20 protein-coding genes are annotated in these 18,834 nt (G+C 68.5%); 7 read left to right on the top strand and 13 right to left on the bottom strand.

What is annotated here, in order from left to right; translation table 11 throughout:
* The first annotated feature begins 30 nt into the window (after nt 1-30).
* Complete coding sequence (locus tag VPH43_RS04900) at nt 31-1,296, top strand: patatin-like phospholipase family protein (RefSeq protein WP_328576534.1); 1,266 nt, start codon at nt 31-33, stop codon at nt 1,294-1,296.
* Here the strand turns inward: VPH43_RS04900 and VPH43_RS04895 are convergent.
* The gene (locus tag VPH43_RS04895; protein ID WP_328576533.1) at nt 1,245-1,559 is read right to left on the bottom strand and encodes a ComEA family DNA-binding protein; all 315 of its coding nucleotides are present in this window, start codon (nt 1,557-1,559) and stop codon (nt 1,245-1,247) included. The genes VPH43_RS04900 and VPH43_RS04895 overlap by 52 nt on opposite strands.
* Nucleotides 1,560-1,736: 177 nt before the next feature.
* Here VPH43_RS04895 and VPH43_RS04890 point away from each other — a divergent pair, with 177 nt between their 5' ends.
* The 4 genes from VPH43_RS04890 (at nt 1,737) to VPH43_RS04875 (ending at nt 5,223) form a co-directional block, all read left to right on the top strand.
* Nucleotides 1,737-2,555 carry a class I SAM-dependent methyltransferase gene (locus tag VPH43_RS04890; protein ID WP_328576532.1) on the top strand — a complete coding sequence of 273 codons (819 nt, stop codon included), beginning with the start codon at nt 1,737-1,739 and terminating at the stop codon, nt 2,553-2,555.
* On the top strand, nt 2,552-3,604 hold the full coding sequence (locus VPH43_RS04885; RefSeq protein WP_328576531.1) for a hypothetical protein: 1,053 nt from the start codon (nt 2,552-2,554) through the stop codon (nt 3,602-3,604). The genes VPH43_RS04890 and VPH43_RS04885 overlap by 4 nt, the downstream gene beginning before the upstream one ends.
* Before the next feature lie 81 nt (nt 3,605-3,685).
* On the top strand, nt 3,686-4,357 hold the full coding sequence (locus VPH43_RS04880; RefSeq protein ID WP_328576530.1) for a glycosyltransferase: 672 nt from the start codon (nt 3,686-3,688) through the stop codon (nt 4,355-4,357).
* A gap of 20 nt (nt 4,358-4,377) precedes the next feature.
* A complete protein-coding gene (locus VPH43_RS04875; RefSeq protein WP_328576529.1) occupies nt 4,378-5,223 on the top strand; it encodes a hypothetical protein in 846 nt (281 codons plus the stop codon).
* Here VPH43_RS04875 and VPH43_RS04870 read toward each other — a convergent pair.
* The 6 genes from VPH43_RS04870 to VPH43_RS04845 form a co-directional block, all read right to left on the bottom strand.
* Entirely contained in the window at nt 5,220-6,026 is an 807-nt protein-coding gene (locus tag VPH43_RS04870) for a DUF5672 family protein (protein ID WP_328576528.1), read from the bottom strand. The genes VPH43_RS04875 and VPH43_RS04870 overlap by 4 nt on opposite strands.
* The gene (locus tag VPH43_RS04865; protein ID WP_328576527.1) at nt 6,026-7,102 is read right to left on the bottom strand and encodes a glycosyltransferase family 4 protein; all 1,077 of its coding nucleotides are present in this window, start codon (nt 7,100-7,102) and stop codon (nt 6,026-6,028) included. The genes VPH43_RS04870 and VPH43_RS04865 overlap by 1 nt, the downstream gene beginning before the upstream one ends.
* Complete coding sequence (locus VPH43_RS04860; protein ID WP_328576526.1) at nt 7,099-8,085, bottom strand: glycosyltransferase family 9 protein; 987 nt, start codon at nt 8,083-8,085, stop codon at nt 7,099-7,101. The genes VPH43_RS04865 and VPH43_RS04860 overlap by 4 nt, the downstream gene beginning before the upstream one ends.
* Before the next feature lie 118 nt (nt 8,086-8,203).
* Complete coding sequence (gene rfaE2, locus VPH43_RS04855) at nt 8,204-8,677, bottom strand: D-glycero-beta-D-manno-heptose 1-phosphate adenylyltransferase (protein ID WP_328576839.1); 474 nt, start codon at nt 8,675-8,677, stop codon at nt 8,204-8,206.
* A 19-nt stretch (nt 8,678-8,696) separates the two neighbouring features.
* Nucleotides 8,697-9,632 (bottom strand): D-glycero-beta-D-manno-heptose-7-phosphate kinase, encoded by a 936-nt coding sequence (gene rfaE1 / locus VPH43_RS04850; RefSeq protein ID WP_328576525.1) that lies wholly within the window; start codon nt 9,630-9,632, stop codon nt 8,697-8,699.
* Between the two features lie 5 nt (nt 9,633-9,637).
* Nucleotides 9,638-10,213 (bottom strand): D-sedoheptulose-7-phosphate isomerase, encoded by a 576-nt coding sequence (locus tag VPH43_RS04845; RefSeq protein WP_328576524.1) that lies wholly within the window; start codon nt 10,211-10,213, stop codon nt 9,638-9,640.
* 92 nt (nt 10,214-10,305) lie between these two features.
* On the opposite strand from VPH43_RS04845, the gene VPH43_RS04840 reads away from it, so the two are divergent.
* Nucleotides 10,306-10,968 (top strand): DUF4254 domain-containing protein, encoded by a 663-nt coding sequence (locus VPH43_RS04840; RefSeq protein WP_328576523.1) that lies wholly within the window; start codon nt 10,306-10,308, stop codon nt 10,966-10,968.
* A gap of 31 nt (nt 10,969-10,999) precedes the next feature.
* The gene (gene waaC, locus VPH43_RS04835) at nt 11,000-11,968 is read left to right on the top strand and encodes a lipopolysaccharide heptosyltransferase I (RefSeq protein ID WP_328576522.1); all 969 of its coding nucleotides are present in this window, start codon (nt 11,000-11,002) and stop codon (nt 11,966-11,968) included.
* Here the strand turns inward: waaC and lapB are convergent.
* From lapB to VPH43_RS04805, 6 genes are all read right to left on the bottom strand, one after another.
* Complete coding sequence (gene lapB / locus VPH43_RS04830) at nt 11,938-13,095, bottom strand: lipopolysaccharide assembly protein LapB (protein ID WP_328576521.1); 1,158 nt, start codon at nt 13,093-13,095, stop codon at nt 11,938-11,940. The two genes, waaC and lapB, sit on opposite strands and share 31 nt — an antisense overlap.
* On the bottom strand, nt 13,085-13,405 hold the full coding sequence (locus tag VPH43_RS04825) for a LapA family protein (RefSeq protein WP_328576520.1): 321 nt from the start codon (nt 13,403-13,405) through the stop codon (nt 13,085-13,087). Before VPH43_RS04825 ends, lapB begins: the two co-directional genes overlap by 11 nt.
* A gap of 114 nt (nt 13,406-13,519) precedes the next feature.
* On the bottom strand, nt 13,520-13,846 hold the full coding sequence (locus VPH43_RS04820) for an integration host factor subunit beta (protein WP_328576519.1): 327 nt from the start codon (nt 13,844-13,846) through the stop codon (nt 13,520-13,522).
* 126 nt (nt 13,847-13,972) lie between these two features.
* Nucleotides 13,973-15,688 (bottom strand): 30S ribosomal protein S1, encoded by a 1,716-nt coding sequence (gene rpsA / locus VPH43_RS04815; protein WP_328576518.1) that lies wholly within the window; start codon nt 15,686-15,688, stop codon nt 13,973-13,975.
* 145 nt (nt 15,689-15,833) lie between these two features.
* A complete protein-coding gene (locus tag VPH43_RS04810; RefSeq protein WP_328576517.1) occupies nt 15,834-17,852 on the bottom strand; it encodes a bifunctional 3-phosphoshikimate 1-carboxyvinyltransferase/cytidylate kinase in 2,019 nt (672 codons plus the stop codon).
* A 74-nt stretch (nt 17,853-17,926) separates the two neighbouring features.
* Nucleotides 17,927-18,805, bottom strand: a complete 879-nt coding sequence (locus VPH43_RS04805; protein WP_328576516.1) for a prephenate dehydrogenase — start codon at nt 18,803-18,805, stop codon at nt 17,927-17,929.
* Nucleotides 18,806-18,834 lie beyond the last annotated feature (29 nt).

Genomic DNA, 18,834 nt, shown 5'->3' with positions numbered 1-18,834 from the left:
GGTGCGGCAGCCGCTGCCACACTGCTGCCCATGCAGCCTGCCACCTCGAAGCCGCTGACCGGCCTGATCCTCACCGGAGGCGGCGCACGTGCGGCCTACCAGGTGGGGGTGCTCAAGGCGGTGTCGCGCATCCGCCGCGACTGCAAGGCGCCTTCGGGCAACCCCTTTCCAGTGATCGCCGGCACCTCGGCCGGCGCGATCAACGCCGCCGCCCTGGCCTGCCATGCCGACCACTTCGACCTGGCGGTCGCCGGGCTGGCGGAGGTGTGGTCCAACTTCCAGGCCGAGCAGGTGTACCGCGCGGATTCGCTGGGCGTCATCCGCACCGGTGCGCGCTGGCTCACCCTTTGGTCCATCGGCTGGATCATTGCGCGCTGGCGCCGCATGCGGCCGCGCTCGCTGCTGGACAACTCGCCCCTGCACGACCTGCTCAAGCGCATGGTGCACCTGGAGCGCCTGCATGAGGTGATGGAAGGCGGCCACTTGCAAGCGCTGGCGGTCACCGGCTCCAGCTACAGCTCCGGCTTCCACGTCACCTTCTACGACGCGGTGCGCGACTTCCTGCCGTGGAATCGCTCGCAGCGCATCGCGGTGAAGAGCCAGATCACCATGGCGCACCTGCTGGCGTCCTCGGCGATTCCCTTCGTGTTCCCGGCGGTGCCACTGAGTGTGGAGGGCCAGACCGAGTACTTCGGCGACGGCTCCATGCGCCAGGCCGCGCCGATCTCACCGGCGGTGCACCTGGGTGCCGAGAAGGTGCTGGTCATCGGCGCGGGCCGCATGCACGAACCGCCCGGCGAGCGCCGCGCCGCCACCGAATACCCCTCGCTCGCGCAGATCGCCGGCCATGCGCTGTCCAACATCTTCCTGGACGCACTGGCGGTGGACATCGAGCGCCTGCAGCGCATCAACAACACGCTGTCGCTGCTGTCGCCCGAAGCGCGCGCCAAGACCAGCCTGCGGCCGATCGAGGTGCTGGTGATCGCCCCCAGCCAGCGCCTGGACGACATCGCCGCCCGCCACATCGCCAACCTGCCACCCGCGGTGCGTGCGCTGTTGCGCGGGGTGGGTGTGTCCAGCCCGGAGCACGGGCACGAAGCGCGCGGCTCGGCGCTGGCCAGCTACCTGCTGTTCGAAGCGCCGTTCACGCGGGAGCTGATCGCGTTGGGCGAAGCGGACACGTTCGCACGGCGGGAGGAGGTGGCGGCGTTTTTTGGGTGGGACCAGCGTGGTGCCACGCCGGCTCAGCGCGCGGCATCGACCGAAGGGCTGCTGGCCGCAGGCGTGGGCGCATAAGGCTGGCCTGCCACGGTGAGGCCCTGGGCCGCCAGGCGCTGGGCGCTGCGGGCTCCCACACCGGGTACTCTGCGCATCAGGTCCGCCCAGCCCTCGAAGGCGCGAACGGCACGCTGCGCGAGGATGCGATCGGACAGCTCCGGGCCGATGCCCTTGACGCGTTCGAGCTCGGCCCGGCTGGCGTCGTTCAGCTCCACGGCGGGCAGCGGCAAGGCCATGGCTGCAAGCAGCAGGACAAGCGCGGCAGGGCGGGGAGGCTGCATGGTGGAACCTATACTACCGGGCTCATGAGTTCTCCGCACTTGGACGGCGTCGTTCTCGAAAGTCGGCCTTGCCCTAACGGCTGCGCGCCGTCCGACCGGCCGGTGACCGAGGGCCAGGACCGTTTGCACGGCCTGCCAGGTCGATTCACGGTGGTGCAGTGCACCGGCTGCGGCCTGATGCGCACCGACCCGCGGCCCACGGCCGATGCGATCGGAGCCTACTATCCCGACGACTACGGGCCTTACATGACCGCGCCGGTCATCAAGGTGAAGCCCAGCACCTGGCATCGCCGCTTCAAGGCGCGCTGGAACCGCTGGCTGGGCAAGGACGTGCGACGCATTCCTGACATTGCGCCGGGCCGCATGCTCGAAGTCGGCAGTGCGGGCGGTGCTTACCTGCTGGAGATGCAGGCGAAGGGCTGGACCGTCGAGGGGATCGAGTTTTCGCCCGCCGCGGCACAGAAGGCGCGTGAGCGCGGGCTGAACGTGCGTACCGGCTCGCTGGAAACGGCAACTCCGCCGCAGGAAAAGGCGGACGTGATCGCCGCCTGGATGGTGCTGGAGCATCTGCACGAGCCGCTGGCGGGCCTGCGCAAGATGCATGAATGGGTCCGGCCCGACGGTTACCTCGTGGCGGCGGTCCCGGATGCCAGCGCGCTGGAGCGTCGCGTGTTCGGTGAATACTGGTACGGTTGGCACCTGCCCGCGCATCTGTACCACTACACGCCCGACAGCCTGCGCCGCTTGCTGGACAAAGCGGGCTGGACGCTCTGTGCGATGCACTGGCAGCCCAATCCCATGAACCTGCTCAACAGCCTGGAGTGGCAGGCTGAGGCCCACGGCCGCCAGCGGCTGCTCCGCCTCGCCCGCTGGCTCAAGCATTCGCCCAAGGCCGGCAAGTTGAGGCGCTGGCTGGGCTGGCTGCTCGGCATCACCCGGCAGAGTGGCCGCATGGAGTTCTGGGCGCGCCCTAAGCCGCAGCCACGCACTGCATGAACCACGGCCCGTCGGCCCGTGCGGTACGGTGGTGGCCGCACACCACCGACATGCGCATTGCCAGCTACCGCCTGCGATGCCAGCGCATCGTCGAGCACCTGCGCGGCCTGGACATGGACGTTGGCCTGTTCCGGCCCGAGGACACCCAGGTGCCCGCGGTGCTGGTACTTTCCAAACGCTACGACCCCGCGTCGCTGGAACGTGCGCTGCAGTGCCGTCGCAGCGGCGGCACCCGCGTGCTGCTGGACCTGTGCGACAACCATTTCCACTTCGAGGGCGCCGATCCGGCGCTGGGCCAGCGTGCGGCTGTCTTGCGCCACGCTGTGGCATCGGTCGACACCGTGGTGGTGGCGTCGCAGGCACTGGCTGAGGCGGTCCGAAGCGAGAGTCCCGGCCAGTTCCGGGTCGTGGTGGTACCGGACGCGGCCGAACCACCCTTCGATACCGCGCACCCCTGGCGAGCCCCCCGCGCGCAATTCCGGCTGTTGTGCCTGCGGCAGTGGCTGCGTGGTACCGGCGTACCGCGGTCGCGCCGATTGGTCTGGTTCGGCAACCATGGCAGCGCCGGCACGGACGGTGGCATGGCGGACCTGCAGCGCATCCAGGAGGCAATGCACCAGGCGCATCGGCAAGCCGCGGTCAGCCTGACCGTCATCAGCAACGATGAGGCAAAGTTCCGCCGCATCACCGCGGGCTGGGAGTTTCCGCGTGCCTATCTGCCCTGGCATGCCGACAGCTTTTCTCCGGCACTTCGGCTGCACGGTGCGTGTGTGATCCCGGTGGGCCTGAACCCTTTCACCCGCTGCAAGACGAACAACCGGGTGGCCACCGCCTTGCTGCATGGGTTGAACGTGATGGCGACCCGCATTCCGAGCTACGACGAGTTCGCCCACTGCACCGTGCTGGACGACTGGGCGTACGGATTGGGTGGCTACCTGCACGACACCGAGCGCCGTGCCAAGGACGTGCAAGCGGGCCAGTCGCTCCTTGCCGCGCACTACAGCCTGGACGCAATCGCCTCGCGCTGGCGCACGGTGGTCGAAGCTTGACGCGTATCCACCAGCCAGCAGGACGCTGGGGCTACAGTGGCGGGCATGCCCCTGGGGGGCGACATCCATGGAGGTAACAACGTGATCAAGCTCTTCATCGGTTTCGACCCCCGCGAGGCGGTCGCCTATCACACGTTCTGCCAGAGCGTGCTCGAGAAGGCCAGCCAGCCCGTCGCCTTCACGCCGCTGGTGCTGCAGTCGCTGCCGCTTTACAAGGAGACGCACGGCGATGGCAGCAACACCTTCATCTACTCGCGATTCCTCACGCCGTATCTGTGCGGCTACGACGGCTGGGCGATCTTTGCTGATGGCGACATGATCTGCCGAGCCGACATCGCCGAGCTGTGGGCCTTGCGTGACCCGCGCAAGGCGGTGCAGGTGGTGCAGCATGACTACGTCACCAAGGCCAGCACCAAGTACCTGGGCAACAAGAACCAGAACTACCCGCGCAAGAACTGGTCGAGCGTGATGCTGTGGAACTGCGAGCATCCCAAGAACCGCATCCTCACGCCCGAGTTCCTGATGGCTCAGACGGGCGCCTTCCTGCACCGTTTCAGCTGGCTCGACGATGCCGAAGTGGGTGCCTTGCCCAGGGAGTGGAACTGGCTGACCACCGAATACGAAGACAACTACGACGCCAAGCTGTTGCACTACACCCTCGGCACGCCGTGTTTCAAGGACTACCGCGAAGCACCGATGGCGGACGAATGGCATCGCCACCATGAGCGCGCGGAAGCCGGCATGAACGTCTGACAAGCGTCCGCCCGGCCGACATGCTGGACGTCCTGGTCTGCACCAACCTGGTCAACTACGCGGTGGCGGTGCGCGGCGTGCGGAACGTGGTGCACGGCCGGGCCCTGCTGCTGTATGAACCGAGGCGCTTCGAACGCCAGCACGTCGAGCGCGTCAGCCATCTGCCGATCGGCATCTGGAGCCTGCGCCTTGTGCGAGGGCTGGCACGGCTGGGCCAGGTGCGCACGCTGTACCTGCCGCACCATCGTTTCAATCGGCGCATTGCTGCGGCCGCTGCGGATGCCCACTCCATTGCCTACCTCGACGACGGCCTGGATACCTTGCGGCGCGAACCGCGCAACTTCGAGCTGGACCGCATCACCGGCCGGCCGCCGTATTTCACCTTCCGGGACTACGGCGCGCTGCCCGGTTGGCTGCAGGACTTCCAGGTCCAGCCGGTGTGCGGCCTGCTGGACCTGGCCACCGTGTCGCCGCGCAGCGCGATGGCGCTGGACGGCATCGACCATGTGTTCTTCGAATCCCCTGGCCTGCAGCCCGCCGCCGTGATCACCAGCTTTGGCCTTGACGTGCGCCGCACCCTGGTTGTGCGCCATCCCATCGCCGCCAAACGAAGCACCATTCCGCCCGACTGCCGCACGGTGAGCGGGACGGACTTCAACCCGGAGGCCACCTTGCTGGCGTCGCAGGGCAAGGCGTTCTACTTCGGAGAGACCATGGCGCTGGTGTTCGCCCTGCATGCCGGGCCGGCGGCTCGCAACCGTGTTCGGGCCCAGTTGAGCGCACAGCAGCTGGACAACTTGGCGGTGTTGCGCCTGCGGCCAGCCGAAGCGGCGGGCGCGGTGCAGCTGTTCGGGCCGTCCGATTAGCGCCAGCGTGCCAGGCGGTGCTTCAGGCGCAGGCGCCAGCTGCGCCGGTCTGTCATGCCCAGCCGCTTGCGCTTGTCGATGATCACCGCCGCTGCGTCGAGCTCGCCGCGGCGCAGCAGCTCTTCCGCCAGGTCGTGCGCATCAAGGCCACGACACATCTCGTCGGGCAGGCCGCGCAGCAACTGCAGCAGCTCTTCCGGGCTGAACACGTCTGCGAAATTGAACAGGCCGTGGACGCCGAAGGTGGGATGGTTCGGTTTGGCGCGCTCATAGGCAAAGTGTCGCGCCAGCGCCAGCGGCGCAAACCGGATGCCGTGCTGCTGCTCCAGGTGGTCACGGTTCAGCTGGCAGATGCACACATCCTCAGGGTGCGACACCACGATTTCGGGATCCTGCAGCGCCTGCAGCAGGCGGCGCGAGCGCAAGGAGAAGCCGCCGTTGCCCACGGCGCGTTCGCCTTCCACCTTCGGCCAGGGGGCGCCGATGTAGTCATGGTCCAGGAACTCGGGGCGCCATGCCGAGGCGTCCAGCACGAACCCGTCCCATTGCACGATGAGCCAGTGGGAAGTGGCGATGTGCGGCGTGATGCCGCGCAGCATGAACTCCGAATAAGCAGCAACCGACTCGATGCGCATGTCCACCAGCCGCACACCCGGCGGTGCCTGCCTGCAAACGCGCGTGTCGGTGAACAGCAGCACCTCCGCGAAGCGGATGCCCGCCGTGCAACGCGCCAGCGCGGCCAGTGCGAGCTGTGGTGTGCGCGTGTCCACGCAGCACAGCGTCACTTGCGGCAGTTCTAGCATTAGCGCTCCAGCAGCCGCGTGTACAGCGCGACATAGCGCTCGGCACAACGCTGCCAGCTGAATTGCCTGGCATGGGCCGCTACCGCCGCCTGGCGCGCCGGGTCGGCACCTGCGGCCAGGCCGTGTTCCACCACGGCCCGCGTCGCAGCCCCATCGAAGCTGTCGAAGTAGAACGCCGCATCTCCCCCCACCTCCGGCAGCGAGGTCAGCCGCGACAGGAACACCGGCTTGCCGAAGTGCATGGCCTCCAGCGGCGGCAGCCCGAACCCTTCTGCAAGAGACGGGAACAGGAAGCCTTCGCAATGGGCATAGGCCCAGGCCTTTTGCGCCTCGCTCAGGTCATGGCGGATCAGCACGTTGTGCAGGCCGCGCTCGGCCACCATGCGGCGCACCTCGTCGGTGTAGGGGCTGGGGGCGCCGGCCAGCACCAGGCGTTTTTCCGGCCAGGCCGCTGCCAGGTCCAGCAGTGCCACGATGTTCTTGCTGGGGGCCATGCGGCTCACGTGCAGCAGGAAGGGGGCGCCGCCCAGGTCTGGCAGCGCTTGCTGCGCGTGGGCCGTGAGATCGGTGCTGCCGTTGTGGATCACCTCCACCGGCGTGCTCACTGGCGCCAGTTCACGTGCGATGTCGGCGGCCACGTGGTGGGTGATCGCCACCGCGGCGTCCAGGTGCTGCAGCCGCTGGCGATGGATGCGGCGATAGCGCTCGATCTTGGGGCCCTGCTTGTTGTGCAGGAAGTTGAGGTCGTGGATGGTTTCCACGCGCCGTCGCGTGCCCAGCGGGGGCTTCAGGCGGTTGTGCTGGTGCCAGGTGTGCCACAAGGCGAAGCGCATCGGCAGCGCGTGCAGCCAGCGCTGCGTGGTGTGCGTGGCCAGGTACCCCACCTGGTCACCAAAGCAGCCGTGGAATGCCCGGGGCAGGTGGAAGTGCAGACGCCATCCGCGTTCAGCCTGCAGCCGCGGCGCCTGGGCGGCCAGCGCCATGCCGAGCTGGCGAGAGAACTCGCCGAGTCCGTCGTGCCAGTGGCGGATGCGGCCCAGCCCGAGGCCGATGTGAATCGGCTCTCGTTCACTCATCCTGCCGCCGTGCTGGCCAGCAGCTCACGCGCCTTGGCCATCACTTCGTCGACGCTCGGCCACACCGTCGCACCGTCCGGCGGCTGCGGGTGCTGTACCACGTGCACCCGCGGCCCGTAGGGCGCCCACTGATGCGCCACGGTCGGGCCCAGCACGCTGAGCACCGTGACGCCCAGGGCGCCCGCCATGTGGCCGGGCCCGGTGTCGTTTGCAACCACCAGGGCCGCGTCGCGCAACAGCGCGCCGTAGACGGCCAGGTCGGAGCCTTCGAGCATCAAAGCATCGGGGTACAGGCTGCGCGCCAGCTCGTGTTCCCCCGGCCCGGGATACACCACCAGGCGGCGGCCGAATTCACGCGCGGCCTGGCGCACGAAATCGGGAAAGCCGGGCCACTTCTTCTCCAGCTTGCGTTCGGTGGCCAGGCCGGCCGCGAACGGGCAGATCACGATGTAGCCCGGTGGCACCGCATGCTGGGCCAGCAGTTCACGCGCTTGCGCCACCTTGGCCGGTGCCAGCTGCATGTCGATGTGGGCCGGGGGCGCGCCCTCCACACGCAGGAACTTGCAGGCGAGCTCCCAGTAGCTCACCAGGGCAGATCCGCCGTACGTGACCTTTTCAGAGCGCGCCAGCAGGAAGCTGCGCCCCTCCTGGCCATAACCCACCGCCTTCAGGCCGGCCAGCCGCATCTCCAGCGCGCTGGAGAACGACTGCGGCAGCACGAAGGCGTTTTCGCGCCGCCGGAACCCGGGGTCTTGTCGCACGCACTCGTCGCGGATGCTGCGCAGCTGAGCGGCACGCTCCATCAGCCCCTTGGGCTGCACATGCACGGGCCAGGGATAACCGGCCAGCAGCGCCGGCGCCCACTTGCCCCGCGCCACGATGTGCAGCGAGTAGCCGTGCTGTTCCAGCAGCCGGAGCGCCGGCAGGCCCAGCACCACGTCGCCCACCCAGTTGCGCACGCGCACGATGAGGGGCTTGGTCATGGGTCCACCCTCCGCGCTGACGCGCTCCGGGATTCGCGCTTGGGAGCGGCCCGGCGCGCTCATTGGGCAACCTCCGCCATACGGGCTGCGGTATTCGCCTTGGGAGCGGCCCGGCGGCTCATGGCCGTTGCTCCGCCGCGCGGATGCGCTGCACCAGCTGGGTGGTGGAAAAGCCGCTCACGAAGGGCAGGGCGAGCGAACGGCCGCCCCAGCTGCGCACCAGTGCGGTCTCGGGCAGGGCCTCGATGTCGTAGTCGCCCCCTTTGACGTAGATGTCCGGCCGCAACTGCCGGATCAGTTCCACTGGTGTGTGCTCGCCGAACAGCACCACCGCGTCCACGCAGGCCAGGCCGCCGAGCACGAAGGCGCGGTCGCGCTCGCTGTTCAGCGGCCGGTCGGGGCCCTTGTTGAGGCCGCGCGCGGAGGCATCGGAATTCAAGCCCACCACCAGGCAGGCGCCCAGGGCACGGGCGGCGCAGAGGTAGCTCACATGGCCGCGGTGCAGGATGTCGAACACGCCGTTGGTGAACACCATCGGGCGGCGCTGCGCCAAGCTGCCGAGCGCCTGTTCTGCGTCCAGCAGCTTGGCCATCGGCTCGAACACCTGCGGCTCAGTCATAGGCAAAGAGTTCGTCGTAGCTCACGGTGGCGGTGCCGAACTTGCCCACCACGATGCTGCCGGCCCGGTTGGCCAAGGCGGTGGCGCTGCGCAGGTCCACGCCACACGCCACCAGGGTGGCCATGGCGGCGATCACGGTGTCGCCGGCGCCGGTGACGTCGAACACCTCGCGCGCCAGCGCCTTCACGTGGAAGGGCTCCTTGGCGTCGAACAGGCTCATGCCTTCTTCCGAGCGGGTGAGCAGCACGGCATCCAGCCCCAGGCGCCGGCGCAGTTCGAGCGCGCGGCGTTGCAGGTCCGCTTCGTCGGTCCAGTTGCCCACCACCTGGGCGAGTTCCGCCCGGTTGGGTGTGATCACATTGGCGCCGGCATAGCGGCCGTAGTCGGCGCCCTTGGGGTCCACCAGCACCGGAATGCCGGCCTGGCGGGCCATCTCGATCATGCGCGGAATGTGCGTGAGCCCGCCCTTGCCGTAGTCGGAGAACAGCACCGCGTCATGCTCGGGCAGCACGCGCTCATAGTCGGCGAGCATCTGCTGCAGCACCTCGTGGTCGGGCTGGTTCTCGAAGTCGATGCGGATCAGCTGCTGCGAGCGGCCGATCACCCGCAGCTTCACGATGGTGTAGAGCTTGGGGTCGCTGCCCAGCACCGTGGCGATCTGCTGGCGCTCCAGCAAAGTGCGCAGCTTCTGCCCCGGCTCGTCGGTGCCGACCACCGTCATGAAGGTGCACTGTGCGCCCAGCGACTTGACGTTCAGCGCCACGTTGGCGGCTCCGCCCAGGCGTTCCTCCTCGCGCGTGACGCGCACCACCGGCACGGGGGCCTCGGGTGAGATCCGGTCCACCGCACCGTACCAGTAGCGGTCCAGCATCGCGTCGCCCACCACCAGCACGCGCTTGCCGGCGACCTGCTCCCGCGTCGGCCGCATGCCGCTCACTGCCCCACGCCGAGCCGCTGCTCGATCAGCTGGCACCACAGGTGGCCGACGAAGATGTGGGCCTCCTGGATGCGGGCCGTGGTGTTGCTCGGCACGACCACCGCATGCCGGCACAGCGCTGCAAGGCGCCCGCCATCGCGCCCGAGCAGGCCGATGGTGGTGATACCCAGCGCATGGGCGGCCTCGACCGCGCGGATCACGTTCTCGGAATTGCCGGACGTGGACAGGCCGATCAGGCAATCACCCGCGCGGCCCAGGCCACGCACCTGGCGCTCGAACACCGCGCCGAAGTCGTAGTCGTTGCCAATGCTGGTGAGCGCGGAGGTGTCCGTGGTCAAGGCCAGGCCCGCCAGCGGCGCGCGGTCCTTGACAAAGCGGCCGGTGAGCTCCGCCGCAATGTGCTGGCTGTCGGACGCGGACCCGCCGTTGCCGCAGAGCATGACCTTGCCACCCGAGCGCAGCGCATCGGCCAGCACGCCGGCCACCTGCTCCACCTGCGGCTGCAATGCTGCCAGGGCATGGAAGGTGCTGAAGTGTTCGGCGAGGGCGAGTTCGTAGGCGCTTTGCGGCATGGAGGGCACCGCGCGGACGCGCGGCGTAAGCTGGCGATAATCGCCGGCCATTGTGCCATCCGGTGCCTTGCGGGCCGGCCCTGCATTCCGCCATGAACCAGCCACTCCCTTCCGCCGACGCAGTGATCTCGCTGCACGACCAACTGCTGGCCCGGCCCGGCTGGCCGAAGTCGCATGCACCCTCGCAGCCGCAGGCGTCGGTGTGGCACTGGATCGAAACCAACCACCTGTTCAACAGCCGGTTGTGGGCCGAGGAAGACCTGGCACGCCGCACCCAGGTGAGCGACGCGGAAATCGCTGCCAACAAGCGCGCAATCGATGGTTTCAACCAGGCCCGCAACGATGCCACCGAACGTGTGGACGAACTGCTGCTGGTCGCCCTGGGCCTGGTGGACCCGGCGTCCGCCAACAGCGACGCACCAGTGAGCCGCGTGCCCGCCGGCGCGCGCCTGAACAGCGAAACCGCCGGCAGCATGATCGACCGCCTGTCCATCATGGCGCTGAAGGTGCACGCGATGGCGCAGCAGACCCGCCGCACCGACGCCGACGCCGCCCACATCGCCACCAGCCAGGTGAAGCTGCAGCGCCTGCTGGAGCAGCGCGCCGACCTGGGCGCCTGCCTGGACAGCCTGCTGGCGGACGCGCAGGCCGGGCGGGCCTACTTCAAGGTCTACCGTCAGTTCAAGATGTACAACGACCCGCGTTTCAACCCGGTGCTGGTGGCCGAACGCCAAGCCCGCGGCGGCCAGGCGTGAGCATGCGCGTCGCAGCTGCACCGGGCCCGGCATGCGTGTCCTGATCGTCAAGACCTCGTCGATGGGCGACGTGGTGCACGCGTTGCCGGCGCTGTCGGACATGGTCCGCCACGTGCCCGGCCTGCACGCCGACTGGCTGGTGGAAGCGCCTTTTGCAGCCATCCCTGCGCTGCACCCCGGCGTGCAGCAGGTGCTGCCCCTGGCCTGGCGCAAATGGCGCAAGCGGCTGTTCGACCGGGCCACTTGGCAGGCGATGGGCCAGCTGCGGCAGCAGCTGCGCCGTGAACCTTATGACGTGGTGCTGGACATGCAGGGCCTGCTCAAGAGCGTGGTCTGGGGCGGCCTGGCGCGGGGGCCGCTGGTCGGCTACGAACGGCCCGGCATCCGCGATCCTTTTGCGTCGCGCTTCTACTCTCGCAAGGTCTACGTGCCCTGGGAGATGCAAGCGGTGGAGCGCTGCCGCCGGCTCGCCGCAGCGCATCTCGGTTATGCCTTGCCGGCCACTGCGCCGGAGTTCGGCATCCAGGCCCCAGCGCCGGAGTGGGCGGCGCCCGCGGCCTTCAGCGTGCTGATCCCTTGCGCGAGCCGGCCGGAGAAGCTGTGGCCAAACCGCGACTGGACATCGGTCGGCCAACACCTCGCCGGCCAAGGCCTGCCGCCGGTGGTGCTGTGGGGCAGCGACGCCGAGCGCCACATGGCGGAGGCGATTGCGCACGGCTGTGGCGGCGTGGTGCCGCCGTTCCTGTCGGTGAAGGACACGGCTGCCGTGCTGGGCCGTGCGACCATCGTGGTGGGCCTGGACACCGGATTCACGCACCTGGGTGCGGCGCTGGGCCGGCCCACGGTGGGCATCTATTGCGACCATGAGCCGGGCCTGGCCGGCATCACCGGCAGCGGGCCCGTGGCCAGCATTGGCGGCAGAGGGCAGGTGCCCTCGCTGCAGGCGGTGCTGCGCCTGGTGGATGAGGCTCAGAGCTCCTCGATGCGCACCGGCGGGTAGCTGTCCCAGCTGAGGCAGCCCGGGCACTGCCAGAAATAGTGCTGCGCCTCAAAGCCGCAGGCTGCGCAGCGATAACGCTGCAAGGGCTTGGCGGCCTTGGCCACCGCCTGGCGCAGTGCGCCCAGCGTCTCGCCGGGCCAGGCCGCGGGTGGCGAATCCAGCACGTCGAGGGCGGCCGCCAGCGACGGCTGGGTGCGCATCTGGGCTGCCAGGCGCTGCTGCACCGCGTCGGGCGAGGGGTCCAGCACCGCCATCGCATGCAACAGGTCGATGCTGGGCTGACGCTCATGCAAAGCCTTCAGCGCACTGAGCGCTGCAGTGGTTTCTCCGCTGGCCACGGCACTCTTGGCGTAGTCGGTGGCCACCAGCAGAAAGGCCGCCGGGGCGCGGCGCCGAAGCTCGTTCCAGGCCTCCAGCGCCTCCCCGTGCCGGCCGGCCCGGGCCAGGCGCTGGCCCATCAACACCAGCGGCCGCGCGGCATGCGGCGCCACCTCTCGCGCACGGCGCAAGGCATCATCGGCTTCGGCGTGCTGGCCGCGCTCGTCGGCATCCAGCGCCACTTCGCACCAGTGGTGCGCGATGCGGGTGGCGAAGGAACCCGTGCCGCTGCGTTCGAGCTTGGCGGCGGTGTCGGCGGCGGCCTTCCAGTCGCGCGAGCGTTCATACAGGCCCAGCAGGGCGAGCCGCGCTTCGGTGTCGAACGGCGTGCCTTCCAGGGCGCGGTAGGCGGCCTCGGCACGGTCGAACAAGCCGGCTTTCATGAAGTCCTGCGCCAGGGCGTTCTGCGCCCGCTGGCGCTCGGCGGCAGGCAGGTCCGCCCGGTTGAGCAGGTGCTCATGCACGCGCACCGCGCGTTCGAACTCGCCACGGCGGCGGAAGAGGTTGCCGAGCGCAAAGTGCAGGTCCGAACTCTGCGGATCCTGCTGCACCGCCTCGATGAAGGCGTCGATCGCCTTGTCCTGCTGTTCGTTGAGCAGCAGGTTCAGGCCCTTGAAGTAGGGCTTGGGTGTGTCGCGCTGGTCGCGCTTGAGCTGCTTGAGGTCGAAGCGGGATGCCAGCCAGCCGAACGCGAAGGCGATCGGGATGCCGAGCAGCAGCCATTGCAGCCAGTGAAGGTCAAAGTCCATCGCGCGGCGGGTGTTCGGGACCGAAATCCGACAGCGGGGCCGCGGCTTGTGGCGCGGCCTGCGGCTTGGCGGGCATGTCGAGCGGGGCATGGCGGCGCGCCACGCGACGATGTTTCCACCAGCTGGGCACCATGGCGAGCACACCGAACACGCAGCCGCCGGCAAAGGCGGTCAGCACGACGATCACCATGGGCGCACGCCACTCGTAGCCGAAGAACCAGCGCACGGCGGATTCCTGCTGGTTGTTCAGCGCAAACGCGAAGAGGGCAAAAAAAACAAAGGCTCTGGCGAGCCAGACAAAGATGCGCATCACGACTCCGGCGGCGATTCTATGAGCTGCGCACCTCCGGCCGGGCCGGATGCGGCCGGCAAAGAAAAAAGCCGTGACGGCGAGTCACGGCTTGGTCAGGTGGTCTGCAAGAGCTCAGGCCGATGGCGCCTCGTTCTTCGGAGTGTCGTCTTCGACCGGAATGTTGGCATCCACCGACTCACGCAAGGCCTTGCCCGGCTTGAAGTGCGGCACCAGCTTCTCCGGAATCACCACCTGCTCGCCGCTGCGCGGGTTGCGGCCCACACGAGGCGGGCGGCGGTTGATGGAGAAGCTGCCGAAGCCCCGGATCTCGATGCGGTGCCCGCGCGCCAGGGCGTCGGACATCGCGTCGAGGATGGTCTTGACCGCGAATTCGGTGTCGCGGTGGGTGAGCTGGCTGAAACGTTCGGCCAGCTCGGCCACGAGATCGGAACGGGTCATTGAGGTCTACGGATACGAGCCCAGGTGCCGGGCCGCCCCAAGCCTGGGCGAGCAGCCCCCGGGCTCGTGAGAGCGAGCCCTTCCGGGCTCTCGGGGCGCGGCGCCACAGGCGTTGGGGGGCAACGATTACTTTTCGTCGCGGTTGTCCAGCTTGGCGCGCAGCAGGGCGCCCAGGCTGGTGGTGCCGGCGGTCTCGCGCTCGTTGGTGGCCGACAGGCGCTGCATGGCTTCCTGCTGGTCGGCCGAGTCCTTGGCCTTGATCGACAACTGGATCGAACGCAGCTTGCGGTCGATGTTGATGATCATGGCGTTGACTTCGTCGCCTTCCTTCAGCACGTTGCGGGCGTCTTCCACGCGGTCGCGGGAGATTTCCGAAGCGCGCAGGTAGCCGGTCACGTCGTCCGTCAGCTGGATCTCGGCGCCGCGGGCGTCCACCGTCTTCACCTTGCCGGTGACCAGGGCGCCCCGGTCGTTCAGCGTGGTGAAGGTGGCAAACGGGTCACCGTCGAGCTGCTTGATGCCCAGGCTGATGCGCTCGCGCTCCACGTCCACGGCCAGCACGATGGCTTCGACTTCCTGGCCCTTCTTGAAGTTGCGCACGGCCGCTTCGCCCGGCTCGTGCCAGGACAGGTCGGACAGGTGCACCAGGCCGTCGATGCCGGCGGACAAACCAACGAACACGCCGAAGTCGGTGATCGACTTGACGGGGCCCTTGACCTTGTCGCCACGCTTGACGTTGGAAGCGAATTCTTCCCACGGGTTGGCCTTGCACTGCTTCATGCCCAGGCTGATGCGGCGCTTGTCTTCGTCGATCTCGAGGACCATGACTTCGACTTCGTCGCCCAGGGACACGACCTTGCTGGGGGCCACGTTCTTGTTGGTCCAGTCCATTTCGGAGACGTGCACCAGGCCTTCGATGCCCGGCTCGATCTCGACGAACGCACCGTAGTCGGCGATGTTGGTGACCTTGCCGAACAGGCGGGTGCCGGTGGGGTAGCGGCGCGACACGCCGTGCCACGGGTCGTCACCCAGCTGCTTGATGCCCAGCGAGACGCGGTTCTTCTCGGCGTCGAACTTCAGCACCTTGGCCGACAGTTCCTGACCGACCTGCACCACCTCGCTCGGGTGGCGCACGCGGCGCCAAGCCATGTCGGTGATGTGCAGCAGGCCGTCGATGCCGCCCAGGTCGACGAACGCACCGTATTCGGTGATGTTCTTGACCACGCCGTGCACGATGGCGCCTTCTTGCAGCGTCTCGAGCAGCTTGGCGCGCTCTTCACCCATGGAGGCCTCGACCACGGCACGGCGCGACAACACGACGTTGTTGCGCTTGCGGTCGAGCTTGATGACCTTGAACTCCATGGTCTTGCCCTCGAACGGGCTCATGTCCTTGACCGGGCGCGTGTCCAGCAGCGAGCCGGGCAGGAAGGCGCGGATGCCGTTGACCAGCACGGTCAGGCCGCCCTTGACCTTGCCGGAGACGGTGCCGGTGACGAAGTCGCCGGATTCCAGCGCGGTTTCCAGGCTCAGCCAGGAGGCGAGGCGCTTGGCCTTGTCGCGCGACAGGATGGTGTCGCCGTAGCCGTTTTCGATGGCGTCGATGGCCACCGAGACGAAGTCGCCGACCTGCACTTCGAGTTCGCCCTGGTCGTTCTTGAACTCGTCGATGGGCACATAGGCTTCGGACTTGAGGCCGGCGTTCACCACCACGAAGTTGTGTTCGATGCGCACGACTTCGGCGGAGATGACCTCGCCGGCGCGCATGTCGCTCTTTTGCAGCGATTCTTCGAAGAGGGCGGCAAAGCTGTCGCCGCCCGTGGTGGCGGATTGGGTTTGGGGCATGGTGTTTCCTGGTGTCGGCTCGAGCGCCGACGGTGTGCAGCACGAAGCTGCCGGTTGAGTTGAATGAAACCGGCGCTTCAGCGTGCTTGGCAGCACAGGAGGGAAAGCACCGGGCCCGGCCCTTCCAAATGCGCGGGCAGCGCCTTCAGAAGGGGTTGCGTTGCTGCCACCACTTCAGCACTTCATCGACCGATTGCTCGATCGTGAGGGCCGAGTTGTCCAGCAGCACCGCGTCTTCGGCGGGCTTCAAGGGGGCGACGGTGCGGTTTCTGTCCCGCTCGTCACGCATCTCCAAGTCCGCGCGAAGGTCGGCAAGTTTAGTCGAAATTCCCTTTTGAATCAACTGCTTATGCCGCCGCTCGGCGCGCATGGCGGCGCTGGCCGTGAGGAATACCTTGAGCCGCGCGTCGGGGAAGATCACCGTGCCCATGTCGCGCCCGTCGGCCACCAGCCCGGGCAGGCGGCGGAAGGACAGCTGCAGGTCGTTCAGCGCCAGCCGCACCTCGGGCAGGGCGGCGATGCGCGAGGCCATGGAGCCCACTTCCTCCAGGCGCAGCTCGTCGGTGATGTCCACCCCGTCCAGCAACAGGCGCTCGCCCTGGAAACGCAGTTGCAGGCTGCGGGCCAGTGCCGGCAGGCGCAGCACGTCGTCGCCCTGCACCCCGTGGCGGATGGCCGCCAGCGCAGTCACCCGGTAGAGCGACCCGGAATCCAGCGTGTGGTAGCCCAGGCGGTGTGCTACCGCGCTGGCCAGGGTGCCCTTGCCGGAGGCGGTGGGGCCGTCGATGGTGATGACCGGAATCCGGTGCGGCGCCGCCTGGCCCAGGTGGAACAGGGCTTCGAAGTAGTCGGGGAAGGTCTTGCCCACGCAGCGCGGGTCGAGGATGCGCTGCGGCACGGGGACCTCAGCACCTGCCAGGCCGCTGAACGACGCCAGCGACAGGCACATCGCCATGCGGTGGTCGTCGTAGGTGTGGATGGCGGCAGCCTGCCAGCGCGCGGGCGGCTGCACCTCGATGAAGTCGCCGCCTTCGACGACCGTGGCACCCACCTTGCGGAGCTCGGCCGCCATGGCGGCAATGCGGTCCGTTTCCTTGACACGCCAGCTGGCGATGTTGCTCAGGCGGGTGGTGCCATGTGCATAGAGCGCCATCACCGCCAGCGTCATGGCGGCGTCCGGGATGTGGTTGCAGTCCAGCGTGATGGCGCGCAGAGGCCATTCCCCGCGCCGGACTTCCAACCAGCCGGCGCCGGCCTGCACCTGAGCGCCCATGGCCTGCGCGGCCTCCACGAAGCGGATGTCCCCCTGGATGGAGTCGGCGCCCACGCCTTCGATGCGGATCACCCGGCCGCCGTGGGCCGCAATGGCGCCCAGTGCGACGAAGTAGGAGGCGGACGAGGCGTCCCCTTCCACGTGAATCTCGCCCGGCGTGCAGTAGGCGCTGGCCTGCGGGATGGTGAAACGGCTCCAGCCGTCCTGCGCGACCGTGATGCCGAAGCGCCGCAGCAGGTTGAGCGTGATCTCCACGTACGGCTTGGAGATCAGCTCGCCTTCGACCTCCACGGTGATCGGCCCGTCCTGGCTCACCAGCGGCAGGGCGAGCAGCAAGGCGGTGAGGAACTGGCTGGACACGTCGCCGCGCACGCGGATCGGCGCGGCGGTGGTGAGCCGGCCACCCGGCTGGCCGCTCAGGCGCAGCGGCGGATAGCCCTCGGTGCCCAGGTAGTCGATGTTGCACCCGAGCTGGCGCAGCGCGTCCACCAGGTCGCCGATCGGCCGTTCGTGCATGCGCTGCACGCCGGCCAGCTCGAACCGGCCGCCTTGTGTCGCCGCCAACACCGCCAGCGCTGCGGCCAGCGGCCGCATGGCGGTGCCGGCGTTGCCGAGGAAAAGGGCGGCCTCCTGCACTTGCAGGCGCCCGCCCAGGCCGGTGACCCGCACACTGCCGTCGCCCTCGGCCTCGATGGTGCCCCCCAGCTGCCTCAGGCCGGCCAGCATGACGCGGGTGTCGTCCGAGTCCAGCAGGTCGCGCACGACCGTGGTGCCGGCGCTCAAACCGGCCAGCAGCAGCACGCGGTTGGAGATGCTCTTGGACCCCGGCAGCCGCACGGTGCCAGAGGCGCCGTCCATCGGCGGCAGATCAAGAAAGGGAATGTCGAACATCTCAGGGTCGGCCGAGGTGCTTCAAGTGGAAACCGGCAGGCGCGAGGCCGGGCGGTGAACGATGCAGGCCGGCATCAGCGCGACGATTTGGGCGCGTTCATCTGCCAGCCGGCGCGGGCGTCGGAGGCCTTGCGGATCAGGTCCTCCAGCGCCTCGACGTTGCCCGAGCGGACCACGTGCTCCAGCGCATCCAGCGCATGGCGGAAGCGCTGCGACTGCTTCAGCACCTCCTCCCGGTTGGACATCAGGATGTCGCGCCACACCGTGGGGTCGCTTGCGGCGATGCGGGTGAAGTCCCGGAAGCCGGGGCCGGCCAGCGAGAGGAAGTCCTTGCCCGCCGGCTGCTTGACCACCGAGCTGAAGTAGGCAAACGCCAGCATGTGCGGCAGGTGGCTCACGGCGGCAAATGCCGCGTCGTGGTTCTCCGGCGTCATCTTCAGCACATGCGAGCCGATGGCCGACCACACGTCGGTGGCTTTCTGGATCAGCTCGGCGGTGGTCTGCGGCAACGGCGTCAGGATGACCTGGCGGCCGGTGTACAGCGATGCGTCGGCGTTCTGGATGCCGGCCACTTCCTTGCCGGCGATGGGGTGCGCCGGCACGAAGGCGCCCACACGCTCCTTCAGCACGCGGCGGGCGGCATCCACCACGTCGCGCTTGGTGCTGCCGACGTCCATGAACAGCACGCCGGGCTCCACCAGGTGGCGGATGGCCTTGAAGGTGGCTTCACTGGCCGCCACCGGCACCGCGATCAGCACGATGTCCGAGCCCGACACCGCGAGGAGCGCCGACTCCGCCGCCACGTCGATCACGCCCAGCTTCTTGGCGCGTTCGGTGGTGGAGGGTGATTTGCTGTAGCCGATGACGCGCTTGACCAGGCCCGCGCGCTTGAGCGCGAGCGCGAACGATCCGCCCATGAGGCCGCAGCCGATGACTCCTAGCTGAGTAAACATGGATCAGCGCCTGCCGGGCCGCCCCAAGG

Origin of the sequence: Ideonella sp. BN130291 (assembly GCF_036231905.1) — a bacterium.
Classification (GTDB): domain Bacteria; phylum Pseudomonadota; class Gammaproteobacteria; order Burkholderiales; family Burkholderiaceae_C; genus CAMLIZ01.
This window is presented reverse-complemented; position numbering and strand designations above follow the sequence as displayed.